The 16622-nt window shown below is 68.7% G+C and carries 16 protein-coding genes and 1 riboswitch; of the genes, 5 read left to right on the top strand and 11 right to left on the bottom strand.

Features of this window, described 5'->3' with window-relative positions; genetic code table 11:
* Positions 1–15: 15 nt before the first annotated feature.
* The 7 genes from mlaD to CFB45_RS01895 form a co-directional block, all read right to left on the bottom strand.
* Positions 16–570 (bottom strand): outer membrane lipid asymmetry maintenance protein MlaD, encoded by a 555-nt coding sequence (gene mlaD, locus CFB45_RS01925; RefSeq protein WP_089424332.1) that lies wholly within the window; start codon positions 568–570, stop codon positions 16–18.
* A 24-nt stretch (positions 571–594) separates the two neighbouring features.
* Positions 595–1362 (bottom strand): lipid asymmetry maintenance ABC transporter permease subunit MlaE, encoded by a 768-nt coding sequence (gene mlaE, locus CFB45_RS01920; protein WP_006486220.1) that lies wholly within the window; start codon positions 1360–1362, stop codon positions 595–597.
* Entirely contained in the window at positions 1359–2180 is an 822-nt protein-coding gene (locus tag CFB45_RS01915) for an ABC transporter ATP-binding protein (protein ID WP_006477138.1), read from the bottom strand. Before CFB45_RS01915 ends, mlaE begins: the two co-directional genes overlap by 4 nt.
* An 84-nt stretch (positions 2181–2264) precedes the next feature.
* A complete protein-coding gene (thiE, locus tag CFB45_RS01910; protein ID WP_089424331.1) occupies positions 2265–3389 on the bottom strand; it encodes a thiamine phosphate synthase in 1125 nt (374 codons plus the stop codon).
* Complete coding sequence (locus CFB45_RS01905) at positions 3386–4201, bottom strand: thiazole synthase (protein WP_039322226.1); 816 nt, start codon at positions 4199–4201, stop codon at positions 3386–3388. Before CFB45_RS01905 ends, thiE begins: the two co-directional genes overlap by 4 nt.
* A 49-nt stretch (positions 4202–4250) precedes the next feature.
* A complete protein-coding gene (thiS, locus tag CFB45_RS01900) occupies positions 4251–4448 on the bottom strand; it encodes a sulfur carrier protein ThiS (RefSeq protein ID WP_011350713.1) in 198 nt (65 codons plus the stop codon).
* 32 nt (positions 4449–4480) lie between these two features.
* Complete coding sequence (locus CFB45_RS01895) at positions 4481–5617, bottom strand: FAD-dependent oxidoreductase (protein ID WP_089424330.1); 1137 nt, start codon at positions 5615–5617, stop codon at positions 4481–4483.
* A 225-nt stretch (positions 5618–5842) separates the two neighbouring features.
* Positions 5843–5966, bottom strand: a riboswitch (TPP riboswitch).
* A gap of 269 nt (positions 5967–6235) precedes the next feature.
* Here CFB45_RS01895 and CFB45_RS01885 point away from each other — a divergent pair.
* The 4 genes from CFB45_RS01885 (at position 6236) to CFB45_RS01870 (ending at position 11616) form a co-directional block, all read left to right on the top strand.
* Positions 6236–8005, top strand: a complete 1770-nt coding sequence (locus tag CFB45_RS01885; RefSeq protein ID WP_089424329.1) for an ABC transporter ATP-binding protein/permease — start codon at positions 6236–6238, stop codon at positions 8003–8005.
* On the top strand, positions 8002–8778 hold the full coding sequence (locus CFB45_RS01880; RefSeq protein ID WP_089424328.1) for an SDR family NAD(P)-dependent oxidoreductase: 777 nt from the start codon (positions 8002–8004) through the stop codon (positions 8776–8778). Before CFB45_RS01885 ends, CFB45_RS01880 begins: the two co-directional genes overlap by 4 nt.
* Positions 8779–9011: 233 nt before the next feature.
* On the top strand, positions 9012–10274 hold the full coding sequence (locus tag CFB45_RS01875; protein WP_089424327.1) for an MFS transporter: 1263 nt from the start codon (positions 9012–9014) through the stop codon (positions 10272–10274).
* Positions 10275–10299: 25 nt separating this feature from the next.
* Positions 10300–11616: a D-amino acid dehydrogenase gene (locus CFB45_RS01870; protein ID WP_089424326.1), complete on the top strand. Its 1317-nt coding sequence runs from the start codon at positions 10300–10302 to the stop codon at positions 11614–11616.
* A 123-nt stretch (positions 11617–11739) separates the two neighbouring features.
* Here the strand turns inward: CFB45_RS01870 and thpR are convergent, their stop codons facing one another.
* From thpR to CFB45_RS38905, 3 genes are all read right to left on the bottom strand, one after another.
* On the bottom strand, positions 11740–12318 hold the full coding sequence (gene thpR, locus CFB45_RS01865; RefSeq protein WP_089424325.1) for an RNA 2',3'-cyclic phosphodiesterase: 579 nt from the start codon (positions 12316–12318) through the stop codon (positions 11740–11742).
* Positions 12315–13805 carry an alanine/glycine:cation symporter family protein gene (locus tag CFB45_RS01860; RefSeq protein ID WP_089424324.1) on the bottom strand — a complete coding sequence of 497 codons (1491 nt, stop codon included), beginning with the start codon at positions 13803–13805 and terminating at the stop codon, positions 12315–12317. Before CFB45_RS01860 ends, thpR begins: the two co-directional genes overlap by 4 nt.
* A gap of 282 nt (positions 13806–14087) precedes the next feature.
* Complete coding sequence (locus CFB45_RS38905) at positions 14088–14702, bottom strand: phytanoyl-CoA dioxygenase family protein (RefSeq protein WP_179255033.1); 615 nt, start codon at positions 14700–14702, stop codon at positions 14088–14090.
* 48 nt (positions 14703–14750) lie between these two features.
* On the opposite strand from CFB45_RS38905, the gene CFB45_RS38900 reads away from it, so the two are divergent.
* Complete coding sequence (locus CFB45_RS38900; protein ID WP_179255032.1) at positions 14751–14996, top strand: hypothetical protein; 246 nt, start codon at positions 14751–14753, stop codon at positions 14994–14996.
* A 109-nt stretch (positions 14997–15105) separates the two neighbouring features.
* Here the strand turns inward: CFB45_RS38900 and CFB45_RS01850 are convergent, their stop codons facing one another.
* Positions 15106–16572 (bottom strand): glutamate synthase subunit beta, encoded by a 1467-nt coding sequence (locus tag CFB45_RS01850; RefSeq protein ID WP_089424322.1) that lies wholly within the window; start codon positions 16570–16572, stop codon positions 15106–15108.
* Positions 16573–16622: the final 50 nt, after the last annotated feature.

Here is a 16622-nt window from a genome sequence, read left to right as displayed (position 1 = left end):
TTTTCTCTCGTGTGGTTATTGGCCGGCCGAACCGGACACCGCCGACGCCGGCACCGCCACCGGTGCGGGCGCGGCGGCCGAGGCACCGGCTGCCGGCTTCGCCCCGCCCGCATCGGCGGCCTTGCTGTACAGGAACTGGCCGATCAGGTTCTCGAGCACGATCGCCGATTGCGTCATCGTGATCGTATCGCCCGACTTCAGCATTTCGGTGTCACCGCCCGGATCCAGGCCGATATATTGCTCGCCGAGCAGGCCCGACGTCAGGATCTTCGCCGACGAATCCTTCGGGAACTGATACTGGCCGTCGACATCGATCGTGACAAGCGCCTGGTACGTATTCGTGTCGAAGCCGATCGACTTCACGCGGCCGACCACGACGCCCGCGCTCTTCACGGCCGCGCGCGGCTTCAGCCCGCCGATATTGTCGAATTTCATCCTCACCGAATAGGTCGGCTGAAACGACAGCGAGCTCATGTTGCCGACCTTGAGCGCCAGGAACAGCACCGCAAGGAAGCCCACCACCACGAACAGGCCGACCCAGAAGTCGAGAGCAGTCTTTTTCATCGTCATCCCAAAATTTGGCTTGGCTGAGGCTTAGCTGAACATCAGCGCGGTCAGCAGGAAATCGAGGCCGAGTACGGCGAGCGACGCGAACACGACCGTCTTGGTGGTCGCGCGCGACACGCCCTCGGGCGTGGGCTTCGCTTCATACCCTTGATACAGCGCAATGAAGGTCACGGCGAACCCGAACACGATGCTCTTGATCACGCCGTTGCCGACGTCGGCCCAGACCTGCACGCCGCCCTGCATCTGCGACCAGAACGCGCCCGGATCGACGCCGATCAGCACGACGCCGACGAAGTAACCGCCGAGCACGCCGACCGCGTTGAAGATCGCCGCCAGCAGCGGCATCGCGATGATGCCCGCCCACATGCGCGGCGCGATCACGTTCTTGATCGGGTCCACCGCCATCATCTCGAGCGCGGTGAGCTGTTCGCCGGCTTTCATCAGACCGATCTCGGCCGTGAGCGACGTGCCCGCACGTCCCGCGAACAGCAGCGCGGTGACGACCGGCCCGAGCTCACGCACGAGCGACAGCGCGACCAGCAGACCGAGCGCCTGCTCGGAACCGTAGCGGTTCAGCGTGTAATAGCCCTGCAGGCCGAGCACGAAGCCGACGAACAGCCCCGACACGGCAATGATCACGAACGAATAGTTGCCGAGGAAGTGGATCTGCTTCGTGACCAGCCGCGGCCGGCGCAGCAGCGGGAAGAATTCCAGCACGAGGCGCACGAACAGCCGCGTGCCGTAGCCCGCGCGTTCGAGACCGCCGATGACGTAACGTCCGATCGCGCTGATCATGCGCGCCCTCCGCCGAGGCCGAAATCCGCTGCGAGCGGCGGGCTCGTGTAATGAAATTTGAACGGGCCGTCCGGCGCGCCGTCGATGAACTGCCGCACGCTCGGATCGGTCGACGCGCGCAGCTCGTCGGGCGTGCCCTGCGCGAGCACGCCGCCGTTGGCCAGGAAATACACGTAGTCGGCGATCGCGAACGATTCCGGCACGTCGTGCGTGACGAGGATCGACGTGGCGCCCAGCGCCTGGTTCAGCGTGCGGATCAGGTTCGCGGTGATGCCGAGCGAGATCGGATCGAGGCCCGCGAACGGCTCGTCGTACATGATGAGCTGCGGATCGAGCGCGATCGCGCGTGCCAGTGCGATGCGGCGCGCCATCCCGCCCGACACCTCGGACGGCATCAGGTCACGCGCGCCGCGCAGCCCGACCGCGTTGAGCTTCATCAGCACGAGGTCGCGGATCAGGTCTTCGGGCAGGTCGGTGTGCTCGCGCAGCGCGAACGCGACGTTCTCGAACACCGACATGTCGGTGAACAGCGCGCCGAACTGGAACAGCATGCCCATCTTGCGGCGCAGCGCGTACAGGCCGTCGCGCGTTTGCGCGCCGACATCGGCGCCGTCGAACAGCACCTGGCCTCGGCGCGCACGCACAAGGCCGCCGATCAGGCGCAGCACGGTCGTCTTGCCGCAACCCGACCCGCCCATGACCGCAACCACCTGCCCACGCCCGAAGCGCAGGTTCAGGTTGGACAGGACGAGGCGGTCGCCGTAGCCAAAGTCGACGTCGCGAAGTTCCAGCAGTGTCTCGGTAGGAGTGGGGCTCACGGAGCTGACAGTCCTTTTACGCAGAACGCCGAATTATAGGGCCTGCATTGGAATGATGTCGTGAAGCCGTTCCGGGCCCTGCGGTCAACGATTGTCAAATTGTCCGGGAAAGCATTGCTGCAATGCAGCAATGGCAGCCCGATAGTCGGTCGCACCCGTCACCGCACTGACGACCGCGACACTGCCGACGCCCGTTGCCAGCACGCCCGGCAGCGCGTCGAGCCCCACCCCGCCGATCGCGACGAGCGGCGCCTGGGTGCCCGCGAAGCGCGCATAGCGGGTGATCCGCGCGAGGCCCTGTGGCGGCGCAACAACGGCCTTGGTCGCGGTCGCGTACACGGGGCCGAGCGCGAGATAGCTCGGGTGCTCGTGCAATGCCCGCAACATTTCGTAATAACCGTGGCTCGAAAGTCCGAGCCGCAGGCCCGCGCGCGCGATCGCGGCCAGATCGGCCGTCTCGAGATCCTCCTGGCCCAGATGAACGCCGTACGCCCCCTCTTCTGCAGCGATCTGCCAGTGATCGTTGATGAACACGCGCGCATCGGAATAGCGGCGCCCGGCCGCGACCGCGCGGGCGATTTCCCGCCGCAAGGTGTCCGGCGTCGCGCCTTTCACACGCAGTTGCACGGTTCGCACGCCGCAATCGAGCACACGCTCGACCCATTCGGCGTCCGGCACGACCGGATACAGGCCGAGTTGCGCGGGACACGGCGCGAACGCGGGTTCGGGCGCGGCCGGCAGCCCGGCGATCCGCGGAAACCGCGCGGCGTCGACCGGCCACGCATCGGCGGCGCGGGTTTCATCGCCGTCGCGCCAGGCCAGCGCCAGCACCAGCGCGTCGATCGACGCAAAGCCGCAATCGAGGAACGCCGCGAGCGCGGCGATCCAGTCGTCCCCGAGCGGATGCGCGGCGTCGAGCGCGTAACGCGCGCCCGCCGTGTGAAACACGGCGCCCTGCTCGTCGAATTCGATCGCGACGGCGCCCGGCGCCGCGGGCCGCGACGCGGCCGACACGCGCGCCTGCGCGGCGCGGTCGCCAGCCGAGACGATCAGCACGTCGCCATCGGCCGGCACATCGGGCACCGCGACGCAGAGCCGCCACGGCGCCGCCCCGCGCGGCCAGTCGCCGAGCCGCGCGCGAATCCGTTCGGCCGCTTCGGCCAGTTCGTCGGCCGGCGGCCAGAATGCATCGGCGAAACGCGCGCTCATGCGCCGCCTCCGTCCTGGTGCCAGAACGGCATCCCGACGACCGGCGTGCTCGCATGGGCGGTCTCGCGCGCATCCATCGGCCCGGCGAGATAGGCGGCACGGCCGGCCTCGACGCCCTGCGCAAACGCCCGCGCCATGATCTCGGGATGCGTGGCCTGCGACACGGCCGTGTTCAGCAACACGCCGTCGAAGCCCCACTCCATCACCTGGCACGCATGCGACGGCACGCCGAGCCCCGCGTCGACGATCAGCGGCACGTCCGGCAGCCGCTCGCGCAGCACGCGCAGGCCGTACGGGTTCACGACGCCCTTGCCCGTGCCGATCGGCGCGCCCCACGGCATCAGCGCCTCGCAGCCGACGTCGAGCAGGCGCCGGCCGATCACCAGATCCTCGGTGCAGTACGGCAGCACCTTGAAACCGTCCTTGACCAGTTGCGCGGCCGCTTCGATCAGGCCGACCGGGTCGGGCTGCAGCGTGTAGTCGTCGCCGATCAGTTCGAGCTTGATCCAGTCGGTGTCGAAGACCTCGCGCGCCATGTGCGCGGTCGTCACGGCTTCGGCGACGGTCTGGCAGCCGGCCGTGTTCGGCAGCAGCGGCACCGCGTGGCGCTTGAGCAGGTCGAAGAAGCCGGCTTCGGCCGTGCCGCCGGTCATCTGGCGGCGCAGCGCGACCGTCACCATCCCGGGACGCGACGCGGCGATCGAATCGGACAGCGACTGCAGCGACGGATAGCGCGACGTGCCGAGCAACACGCGGCTTGCGAAGGTTTCGCCGTACAGCGTCAACGCGTCGGCGGAGGTGAGGGACGTCATGTCGTTTTCCTGAAAGAGCGGGGACGAAGCGTGAACAACGCGGCGGCGCTCAGCCGCCCGCGACCGGGTGCACGACGTCGAGCTTGTCGCCCGCCGCGAGTGCGCGCGCCGCGTGCTGCGTGCGCGCGACGAAGTTGCCGTTCAGCGCGACCGCGTACGGCGGACGCGCGCCGTACGCGGCAAGCGCGTCGGCCACCGTTGCGCCGTCGGGCAACGTCAGGTTCTGTTGGTTGATCTGGATGTCCATGGGGCTTCGTCGAATTCGGTCGGCAGCGCGCGTCAGGCCGGCTGGCGCGCGTCGTTGCAGTGATGAAGGAGCGTCGGCCAGCGCTCGGCGTCGCGCCACGCGGCGAACGCATCGGCATCGCCGAACGCGCCGCCGAGCGCGGCTTCGGCAACCGCGACCGCCGCGTGCGCGACTTCCGGCGCGATCATGAAGCCGTGCCGGTACAGGCCGTTGACGGCGAGCGTCGACGCGCCGTCCCAGATCACCGCCGGGCGATGATCGGGCAGCGTCGGCCGGCACTGCGCATTGAGTTCGAGGATGCGCGCCTCGCCGAACGCCGGATGCACGGAGAACGCCGCGCTCAGCAGTTCGAGCGCGGAGCGCACGCTGACGGGCGACATGTCCTCGCCCTCCACCTCGGTCGCGCCGATCACATAGAGATCGTCCTGCTTCGGCGCGATGTACAGCGGGTAGCGCGGATGCAGCAGCCGCACGGGCCGGGTGAGCCCGATGCCGGGCGCACGCACGCGCGCGACTTCGCCACGGATGCCGCGCAACGCGGGCAGCGCGGATTTCGCGCCGAGCCCGCGACAATCGATCGTGAAATGCGCGGCGGGCAGGTTCGCATCGTCGATGGTGACGTGCCAGTGCAGGTCGACGCCGCGCTCGACGAGGCCGGCCGCGAGCGCGCGCAGCGCCTGGCGATTGTCGAGCTGGCCTTCGTTCGGCAACAGCAGGCCGCGCGCGAAGCGGCCCGCGAGCACGGGCTCGGCCGCGTCGACCTGCGCGCCGGCGAGCGTCACGAAACCGCGGTCGAACAGGTCGGCCGGCGCGTTCGCGCGCACGCGCCGCTCGAACAGCGGCGCCTCGGCGCGATCGGCGTGGTGCCAGACGACGAGCGTGCCGTGCTGCTGGAAGAAGACGGGTTCGGGCAGTTCCGCGAGCCACTGCGGCCAGCGCGCGAGCGACGCGGCACCCAGCTCGGTGATCAGCAGCTCCGCGCTCGCCGCTTCCGCGAGCGGCGCGAGCATCGCGGCCGCGATCCATGCGGCCGACTGCTCGCCGTCCGGGCCGCCGCGCTCGTAAAGCGCGACGCGATGCCCGTCGCCCGCGAGCCGCCAGGCGATCAGGCGGCCGACGAGGCCGCCGCCGAGCACCGCGAAATCGGGTCGGGAATCCCGGGCGTTCATCGCGCGCCCTCCGCGCGAGCACGCACGACGAGCGTCGACGCGCACGCGCCGCCGCATGCGGACGCACGCGGCATCGGGCCGGGAACCATGCAAAAGACTGAAGATTGTGCGGTCATCATTCCTTCCGTAACGCGCAAGGCGCGTACCCAAAAGGACGAAACCGGCAGCAAAGGCCGGCCGGGCGGGACAAGGGCGCTGACCATGTGGGATGGCAGCCAGCGCGACCCGGCGGGATCAGAAACTTCCCTCGCCGGTATTACCCGGATCGGGTGCGAAGGGTCTTTCTCAGCCTCATCGCGCTGCCCGGAACATCTGCCGGCCGCGCCACGAAGCACCCCTGTTTCGTCGTCGGCCATTAGACCATAAAAGCGGAAAGCGCCGCAAACTGTCCCCCTTGCGGCAAATTCGCCGACGTGCCGCGCCGCTCTGGCACAATGCCCGCAGGCCGGCCGCGCGAGCGGCCGGTTGCCGCGTCACCGCCGGCCTTAAGTGCCGTTTAAGACGCGCGGGCGACCATCCGGACGCCCGCCGTCAGTCGGCGCCGCGTCCCGGCATGCCGTATCGCGGCGCGCGCCCGGCTTCGCCCGGCCCGCGCGCCGGCTACTCATCAGGAAGCACATGACCCAATCGATCGATCCCGTCCGCTCCGCCTCCGACGCGCCGCAGGACGAGCGCCCGGTATCCGCATGGAGCCTCATCAAGCCCTACTGGGTATCGTCCGAATGGAAAATCGCGTGGGGCCTGCTGGTCACGATCATCGCGATCAACCTCTGCGTGGTCTGGATCAACGTCCGGCTGAACAAGTGGAACGCGGAGTTCTACAACGCGCTGCAGTCGAAGGACGTCCACGACTTCCCGAACCTGCTGATGCAGTTCTCCGCGCTCGCGTTCGCCTTCATCATCCTCGCCGTGTACGGCCGCTACCTGCGGCAGATGCTCGGCTTCCGCTGGCGCCAGTGGCTCACCGACCGCTTTCTCGGCCAGTGGCTCGGCGATCGCGCGTTCTACCGGATCGAGCGTGACCGTCTCGCCGACAACCCCGACCAGCGGATCACCGACGACCTCCAGTCGTTCGCGACGACCACGCTCGCGCTGTCGCTCGACCTGCTGTCGACGGTCGTCACGCTCGTGTCGTTCATCACGATCCTGTGGTCGCTCGCCGGCGCGCTGACGATTTCGCTCGGCGCGACGCCGATCGCGATTCCCGGCTACATGGTGTGGGCGGCCGCGCTGTACGCGGTGGTCGGCTCGCTGATCATCCAGAAGGTCGGCCATCCGCTCGTGTCGATCAACTACCAGCAGCAGCGCGTCGAGGCCGACTTCCGCTTCGGGCTGATCCGCGTGCGCGAGAACGCCGAGCAGATCGCGTTCTACGACGGCGAGAAGACCGAGACCGGCAACGCGCAAAACCTCTTCATGCGCATCCGCGACAACTGGTGGCGCGTGATGAAGTACACGAAGCGGCTCACGTTCGTGCTGAGCTTCTACGGGCAGATCGCGATCATCTTCCCGCTCGTCGTCGCCGCGCCGCGCTATTTCGCGGGTGCGTTCTCGTTCGGCGTGCTGATGCAGATCTCGTCCGCGTTCGGCACCGTCAGCGATTCGTTCTCGTGGTTCATCAACAGTTACTCGACCCTCGTCGAATGGCGCGCCACCGTCAACCGTCTGCGCGAATTCAAGCGCGTGATGAGCACGTCGCACCTGAAGGAAAGCCTGTCGCCCGCGACCGAGCACGGCGGCATCAACCTGCATTACGTCGACGGCGCGAAACTGTCGACGTCGTCGCTCAAGCTCGCGCTGCCGAACGGCAACGCGCTCGCGAACATCGGCAGCGTCACGATCGAGCCCGGCTCGCGCTGGCTCGTGATCGGCAAGTCGGGTTCCGGCAAGAGCACGTTCATGCGCGCGCTCGCGGGCCTGTGGCCGTTCGGCGACGGCGCGATCGATGCGCCGGTCGGCGCGCGGATGATGTTCGTGCCGCAGACGAGCTACTTGCCGATCGGCACGCTGAAGGCTGCGCTCACCTATCCGGCGACGGCCGACGCGTTCAGCGACGAAGCCTGCCGCGACGCGCTGCGCGCATGCCGCCTCGAGGATTACGTCGACCGCCTCGACGAAACCGCGCACTGGACCCGCGTGCTGTCGCCGGGCGAACAGCAGCGCCTGGCCGGCGCGCGCGTGCTGCTGCACAAGCCCGACTTCCTGTTCCTCGACGAAGCGACCAGCGCGCTCGACGCCGACAACGAAGCGCGCCTGTACCACCTGTTCGCCGAACGGCTGCCGAAGGCCGCGATCGTCAGCATCGCGCACCGCGAATCGCTGGCCGCGTTCCACGTCGGCACGATCAACGTCGAGCGCGTGAACGACAGCGACAAGGTCGCGGCTTGAGCGCACGCGCCGCGCACACCGCACGGATCGCGCTGATCACCGGCGCGGGTTCCGGGATCGGCGCGGCGCTCGCGCGGCGGCTTGCGGCACCCGGTATCGCGCTGGCGCTGCACGCGCGCGGCGCGGACGAAGCGGCGCGCGCACGGCTCACCGAAGTTGCTCGCTCATGCACGGCGGCCGGCGCGGCGTGCGTCACGCTTACCGGCGATCTCGGTGAGCCGGGCGTCGCCGCGTCGCTCGTCGAGGCGACCGCCACGCACTTCGGCGGGCTCGATCATCTCATCGCCAATGCCGGCTTCGCCGCGCGGCAATCCTTTTCCGGTCTTTCCGCGGATGCGCTCGCGTCGGCCTTCGCGGCGATGCCCGGCGCGTTCTCCGCGCTCGCGGGCCGCGCGCGGCCGCTGCTCGAAGCGTCGGTTGCGCCGCGGATCGTCGCGGTCAGCTCGTTCGTCGCGCACCGCTACCGCGCCGACGCGCCGTTCGCGGCCACCGCCGCGGCGAAGGCCGCGCTCGAATCGCTCGTGCGCTCCGCCGCCGCCGAATTCGCCGCCCGCGGCATCACCGTCAACGCGGTCGCGCCCGGCTTCACGCGCAAGGACCACGGGCCGAGCGCCGGCAATGCCGCCGCATGGGCGCAGGCCGAACAGGCGACACCGCTCGGCCGGATCGCCGAACCCGACGATGTGGCCGCGCTGATCGCGTTCCTGCTGTCGGACGCCGCGCGGCAGATCACCGGGCAGGTCGTGCATGTCGACGGTGGCCTGACGCTCTGAAGCACGTGCCTGCGCGCCGTGCTGGCGCGTGGACCGTCGCCGTTGCCCGGGCATGCCTGTCGCCCAGGCGCGATCGGATCGGCCATCACGCGTTCCCCGGACGAACACCCTCCGCCCTCGCCGTTCACCGCGCCGCCACGCACCGGCACTCACCTTTTTGGCACCCCGCATCCCGCCCGTAAAATAGCCGCCAGACGGCAGCGCGAGACGAGACAAAAGAGGGGGCGGCAAGCATGCAGGCATTCCAGTGGTTCAACGAGCTGTCGACGCGCGAGCGCAGGACGCTGTACGCCGGCTTCGGCGGCTACGCGGTCGATGCGTTCGACTTCATGATCTATTCGTTCCTGATTCCGACGCTGATCGCCACCTGGGGCATGACGAAGAGCGAGGCCGGGATGATCGCGACGAGCTCGCTGATCTCGTCGGCGCTCGGCGGCTGGGTCGCCGGCATCCTTGCCGACCGCTACGGCCGCGTACGCGTGCTGCAGTGGACGATCGCGACGTTCGCGCTGTTCACCTGCCTGTCCGGCTTCACCCATTCGTTCTGGCAGCTGCTCGCGACGCGCACGCTGCAGGGCTTCGGCTTCGGCGGCGAATGGTCGGTCGTGACGATCATGATGGCCGAGACGATCCGCTCGCCCGAGCATCGCGGGAAAGCGGTCGGCACCGTGCAGAGCAGCTGGTCGTTCGGCTGGGGCGCGGCCGCGGTCCTCTACTGGGCGTTCTTCGCGCTGCTGCCCGAGCAGGTCGCATGGCGCGCGTGCTTCTGGATCGGCATCCTGCCCGCGCTGTGGATCCTGTACATCCGCCGCAACGTCAGCGATCCGGACATCTACACGGCCACCCGCCGCGCGCGCGACGAAGGCCGCGTGTCGGGCCACTTCCTCGAGATCTTCTCGCCGCCGCACCTGCGCGCAACGCTGTTCGGCAGCGCGCTGTGCACCGGGATGCTCGGCGGCTACTACGCGATCACGACGTGGCTGCCCACCTACCTGAAAACCGTCCGCCACCTGTCGGTGTTCAACACGAGCGGCTATCTCGTCGTGCTGATCGTCGGCTCGTTCGTCGGCTATGTGGTCGGCGCGATCCTGTCCGACCGGCTCGGCCGCCGCGCGTCGTTCATCCTGTTCGCGATCGGCTCGTTCTCGCTCGGCATGGCGTACACGATGCTGCCGATCACCGACACCGCGATGCTGCTGCTCGGCTTCCCGCTCGGCATCGTCGTGCAGGGGATCTTCGCGGGCGTCGGCGCTTATCTGTCGGAGCTGTATCCGGGCGCGATCCGCGGCTCGGGCCAGGGCTTCTGCTACAACCTCGGGCGCGGGCTCGGCTCGTTCTTCCCGATTCTCGTCGGCGCGCTGTCGCAGTCGATGTCGCTCGTAAAGGCGATCGGCCTCGTGGCCGGCGGCGGCTACCTGCTCGTGATCGTCGCCGCGCTCGTGCTGCCGGAAACGCGCGGCAAGTCGCTCGTCGACGATCCTGCCGTCGCGTCGTGAGCGACTTCTTCGTTCGGGAAACCGCATGCATGTGATCGTTCTCGGCGCCGGCGTGATCGGCGTCACCACGGCCTGGCACCTGCGCGAAGCAGGCTGCGACGTCACCGTGATCGAACGCGAAGCCGATGTCGCGCAGGCGACGAGCCTCGGCAACGCGGGCGTGATCGCCCCCGGCTACGTGACGCCGTGGGCCGCGCCCGGGATGCCCGGCAAGATCCTCAAGTACCTGTTCAAGCCCGCTTCGCCGCTGATCTTCCGGCCGACGCTCGACGCCGCGCAGTGGCGCTGGATCGCGCGCTGGCTGCGCGAATGCGAATTCGAGCGGTTCCGCGTGAACAAGCAGCGGATGCAACGCATCGCGTATTACAGCCGCGCGTGCCTGCACGCGTTTCGCGACCGCCATCCGTTCGACTACGGCGCGAGCCGCGGCTATCTGCAACTGCTGCGCTGCGCGTTCGACGTCGAGATGGTGCAGCCCGCGTTGAAGGTGCTGCGCGACGCCGGCATCGCGTTCCGCGAACTCGACGCGGCCGGCTGCACGGCGATCGAACCGGGCCTGCGCTGGGCGCGGCAGGCGCCCGTCGGCGGCATCTACCTGCCCGACGACGAAGCCGGCGACTGCGCACGCTTCACGCGCGAACTGCGGGCACTGTGCGAAGCCAGCGGCGTGACGTTCCGCTTTCGCACGGAAGTGCGGGCGCTCGACGTTGAAGCCGGCCGGGTGCGCGGCGTGCGGATCGTCGGCACCGGCGACGAGGATGGCGGACCGAATCCGCGCGCATCGAACCCCGGCGGCCAGCACCGCGACGTGCGGCTCGCCGCCGATGCGATCGTCGTCGCGCTCGGTGTCGACAGCGCCGGCCTGCTGCGGCCGCATGGCATCGACGTACCGCTGTATCCGGTGAAGGGCTACTCGGCGACGCTCGCCGTCGTCGACGACGAAAAATCGCCACACGCCGCGCTGATGGACGAATCGCTGAAGACGGCGATCACGCGTTTCGGCCCGACGCTGCGCGTCGCGGGTACCGCGGAACTCGGCAACCGGCACGCCGCGCTGCGCCAGCAGGCGCTCGATACGCTGATGAAGGTGCTCGACGACTGGTTCCCGCACGCGGCCGATCGGGCGTCGGCGCGCTTCTGGGTCGGCCGCCGGCCGATGACGCCCGACGGGCCGCCGCTGCTGGGCGCGAGCGGGATCGACGGACTCTGGCTGAACGTCGGCCACGGCTCGACGGGCTGGGCGATGTCGATGGGTTCGGGGAAGGTGGTGGCGGATCTCGTCACGGGGCGAGAACCGGAGATCGATCTGTCGGGGTTGACGCTCGCGCGCTACGTCCGGTAGGCCCGGTAGGCCCGGTAGGCCCGGTAGGCCCGGTAGGCCCGGTAGGCCCGACGATATCGTCGACGCGATGCGCAGACGCGATACACATGGCGGCCGGCAATCACAACGCGGCTCACAAGCCGCTCACTGCGCCGCCTGGCCGCCCGCCTCACCGTCCGCCCGCGCAATCGGCGCCGACACGATCGGCCGATGCGACACGCCTTCGTGCGACAGCCGGCTTTCGAACAGCGTGAGCGCGTCGAACCGCAGCGCGACCGGCCGCTTCACCGCACCGCCGTGCGCCGGCTGCCCGACCGCATCGTGCGGCAGCCGCGCGAGCGTCACGTGCGGGCGGAACGGCCGCCGGTCAGCCGGCACGCCGAGTTCGCGCAGCTTCGCCGACAGCGCGACATTCAACGCCGCGCACGCCGGTTCGGCCGCCAGCTCGGCGACGATCAGCCGCGCGCGCGGCAGGCTCGGCCACCACGCGATCCGTTCGACCGGCATCAACGGCAGTGCGTGCGCGGCCGCGAGCGCCGGCAGGCACGCGGCCAGCGCGTCGCAACACGCCCGTTCGATCGCGCCGACGAACGCGAGCGTCACATGCAGTTGCGCGGGCAGCGGACGCCGCGCGCCCCGGGTAACCGGCAACGCGTGCAGCGCGTCGCGCGATGCCGCATCGGGCATCAGCGCGACGAACACGCGCAGCCGGTCGCCGTTCATGACTCGCTCGCCACCGCGCGCGGCGCGCGCGCCGGATCAGCCGCGGCCGGACGTTGCGGCAGCGGGCCATGCTCGCCCCACACGTCGGTCGGCAGCACGTTCGCGAGCTCCGGAATCGTGTTGCGCGTGAACACCGGATCGGCCACGCCTGCCGCGCGCTGGCGGCGATAGTCGCGCCAGGCCGCGTGCGCGTACTTGCCGAGCGCGAGGATCGCGATCAGGTTGATGATCGCCATCAGCCCCATGCTCGTATCGGCCATCGCCCACACGAGCGGCAGTTGCCCGACGCTGCCGAACATCACCATCGCGAGCACCGCGACGCGGAACAGCGGCAGCACGCCGCGCCGCTTCGTGATGAACTCGACGTTGCCTTCCGCATACGCGTAGTTGCCGATCACCGACGAGTACGCGAAGAAGAAGATCGCGAACGCCATGTAGATGCCGCCCCAGTCGCCGACGTGGCTCGCGATCGAGCGCTGCGTGAGCGCCGCGCCTTCCATGCCGGTGCCGAGTTCGTACTGGCCCGACAGCAGGATCACGAAGGCGGTCGCGCTGCAGATCACGATCGTGTCGACGAACACGCCGAGCATCTGGATCAGCCCCTGCACGACCGGATGCCGCGTGCTGGCCGTTGCCGCCGCATTCGGCGCGCTGCCCATGCCGGCCTCGTTCGAGAACAGCCCGCGCTTCACGCCCATCGCGACCGCCTGGCTGACCGCATAGCCCGTCAGGCCACCCGCCGCCTGTTCGAGACCGAACGCGCTCTTCACGATCAGCGCGATCACGCCCGGCACCAGCGCAATATGCGTCGCGACCGCATAGACCGCCAGCGCGAGGTAGCCGATCGCCATCAGCGGCACGATCACCTGCGCAACCGCCGCGATCCGGCGAATCCCGCCGAAGATGATCGGCGCGGTCAGCAGCACGAGCCCGAGACCGACCGTCGCGCGGCTCCAGCCGAACGACGTGTCGAACGCATCGGCGATCGCGTTGGCCTGCACCGCATTGAACACGAAGCCGAACGCAAGGATCAGCGACAGCGAGAACAGCACGCCGAAGCCGCGCGAGCGCAGGCCCGTCTGGATGTAGTACGCGGGGCCGCCGCGATAGCTGCCGTCCGGATGCGACACCTTGAAGATCTGCGCGAGCGTCGCCTCGACGAACGCGGACGACATCCCGACCAGCGCCGTCATCCACATCCAGAAGATCGCGCCCGGCCCGCCGACGGTCAGCGCGACCGCGACGCCGGCGATGTTGCCGGTGCCGACGCGGCTCGCGAGCCCGGTCGCGAACGCCTGGAACGACGAGATGCTGCCCGGCTCGCCCTTGCTGCCGACCAGCTTCACGCTGAGCAACAGCGCCTTCAGCTGGATCATCCGGAACCGCAGCGTGAACCACAGGCCCACGCCGAGCAGCAGCGCGATCAGCACGTAGTTCCACAACACGCCGTTGACGGCGTCGATCAGCCCTTGCACGAGTGCTTCCATCCAGAGTCCTTGTAAATAGGGTCAGTCACATGCAGCCACCGCGAATGCGGCCCGAGGGGCGACATGATATGACAGTTCGCAATGAACATTACAAAATGAAAGATATCAGCGGGTTATTCGCGGTCTCCTGTCCGAACGACGCGGGCACGCTTCGTTGCGTCAGCGAGGCCGCCATTCGGCCGGAACATCAAAGACCAGCCCGGACAATCCGCTGGCGAGCAAGACGCGCGCAAAATGCGCCCAGGCAGGTTCGATCGACGCGAATCGCTCGTACTGCAGGATCTACTTGGCGATCAGTTCGAGCCGCAATCCGGCATCCGGCAACACGTCGGATTTCAGCAGCGGCGGATTCAGCGGGCCCAGGCTGTCGACCTGCACGCCCATCGACATGCTGATCCGCGGCAGGTCCGACAGCGGGCTGCCGCGGCTGCCCCAGTGCAGCACGGCCTGGCTCCACATCATCAGGTCGCCGGCGAGCCCGGGAAGCGTGCGGATGTCCCGCACGTCGAATTCGGCCTGCGACACGCGATCCGTTCCATAGTCGGGATCGCGATGCTTCGGCAGCAGCATCACGCAACCGGTGGACGAATCGACGGGCGTCAGCGGGATCCACAGCGACAGCGCGCCGGCGCGCCCGTCCGGCAGCAGCGATCTCGCCCCCGCATCGCGATGCATGCTCCAGCCGGCCTGCCCCGCGTTCGCGCGGAGGTGCCATACCCAGAAATCCGGCATCAACAGGTAGGTGTCGGCACCCAGCGCCGCCTGGACGATCCGGTGCAACCGCCAGTACGTGAGCCAGAATTCGTCGCACACGAACGCGAACACCGGCGGAATGCCGGCCTGCACGAGGCTCGTCACCATGTCGCGCATCGCCGCGAGCGGAAGGGTGCCCCGCACGTCGTCGCTCGGGGTGAACTGGGCGAAGCCCTCGAGCGCCACCCGGGCGTGGATCGCGTCGGCAATGTGTTGCTCGATTTCGATCGGCCGCTGCCGTCCGACGAATGCGTGATCCTCGACGTGAAGACCGCGGCCGAACGAAAGCAGCAGCGCGACGACCTCGTCCAGCTGGACGCGCTGGCCGTCGTCCGTCAAGCACGGTCGGGTGATTTCCGGGGCGGTTTCTCGAGACATGGACTGCGCGATACGTTCGTGGCTGAAACAGGCTTCGACCGTCGCCCGGCCAACGCCTGAACCCTGATTCGCGCATGTTAAGCGGCAACGGCCATCCGGCGCACGCATAAAAAAGCGGGCGCCCTTCCGGACGCCCGCCTTTCGTCAAAACCCGCTCGCGAGATTCAGCTTATCGCGGCAGGTTCGAATGCCCCATCAGGTACGCATCGACCGAGCGTGCGCACTGGCGGCCTTCGCGGATCGCCCACACCACGAGCGACTGGCCGCGGCGCATGTCGCCCGCCGCGAACACCTTGTCGACCGACGTGTAGTACGAACGATCACCTTCGGTTGCCGCACGCGCGTTGCCGCGCGCATCCTTCGCGACGCCGAATGCCTCGAGCACGGGGGCTGCCGGCTGCGTGAAGCCCATCGCGAGCAGCACGAGGTCGGCCTTCATTTCGAACTCGGAACCCGGCACTTCCTGCATCTTGCCGTCCTTCCACTCGACGCGCACCGCGATCAGCTTCTCGACCTTGCCGTTCTTGCCTTCGAGACGCTTCGTCGCGACGGCCCAGTCGCGCTCGCAACCTTCCTCGTGCGACGACGATGTGCGCAGCTTGATCGGCCAGTACGGCCATACGAGCGGCTTGTTTTCCTCTTCCGGCGGCTGCGGCAGCAGCTCGAACTGCGTGACCTGCTTCGCGCCGTGACGGTTCGACGTGCCGACGCAGTCCGAACCCGTGTCGCCACCACCGATCACGATCACGTGCTTGCCCTTCGCGAGCAGCTGGTCGACGAGCTTGTCGCCCGCGTTCACGCGGTTCTGCTGCGGCAGGAAGTCCATCGCGTAATGCACACCCGCGAGTTCGCGGCCCGGCACCGGCAGGTCGCGCGGCGTTTCCGACCCGCCCGCGATCACGACCGCGTCGAACTCTTCCTTCAGGGTTTCCGGCGAGATGGTTTCCTTCGCGAGGCTGCCGATCGACTCGGGCAGCGGATCCTTGCCGATGAACACGCTGGTGCGGAACGTCACGCCTTCCGCTTCCATCTGGCGCATGCGGCGGTCGATCAGCCACTTCTCGAGCTTGAAGTCGGGAATCCCGTAGCGCAGCAGGCCGCCGACGCGGTCGTTCTTCTCGAACACCGTCACGTCGTGGCCCGCGCGCGCGAGCTGCTGCGCGGCGGCGAGGCCCGCGGGGCCCGAACCGACGACCGCGACCTTCTTGCCCGTCTTGTGCTCGGCCGGCAGCGGCTTCACCCAGCCTTCCGCCCAGGCCTTGTCGATGATCGCGTGCTCGATCGACTTGATGCCGACCGGATCGTCGTTGATCCCGAGCGTGCATGCGGCTTCGCACGGCGCCGGGCAGATGCGGCCCGTGAATTCCGGGAAGTTGTTGGTCGAGTGCAGGACTTCGATCGCCTGCTGCCAGTCCTGGCGGTAAACGAGATCGTTGAAGTCCGGAATGATGTTGTTGACCGGGCAGCCGTTGTTGCAGAACGGGATGCCGCAATCCATGCAGCGCGCGCCCTGGACCTTCGCGTCCGCGTCGGTCAGTGCCGCGACGAATTCCTTGTAGTGCTTCACGCGCGTGAGCGGTGCTTCGTACGCCTCGTGGCGGCGTTCGAACTCCAGAAAACCGGTTGCCTTGCCCATAAGGTGCTCTTCTGTTCGGTGTATCGGGTGGGGGAGCCGCGCGCGGCAGT

It is taken from the genome of Burkholderia sp. HI2500, from assembly GCF_002223055.1.
In the GTDB taxonomy this organism is placed as follows: Bacteria; Pseudomonadota; Gammaproteobacteria; order Burkholderiales; family Burkholderiaceae; genus Burkholderia.
Note: the sequence above shows the minus strand (reverse complement) of the source record. Positions and strands in the feature narration are given on the sequence as shown.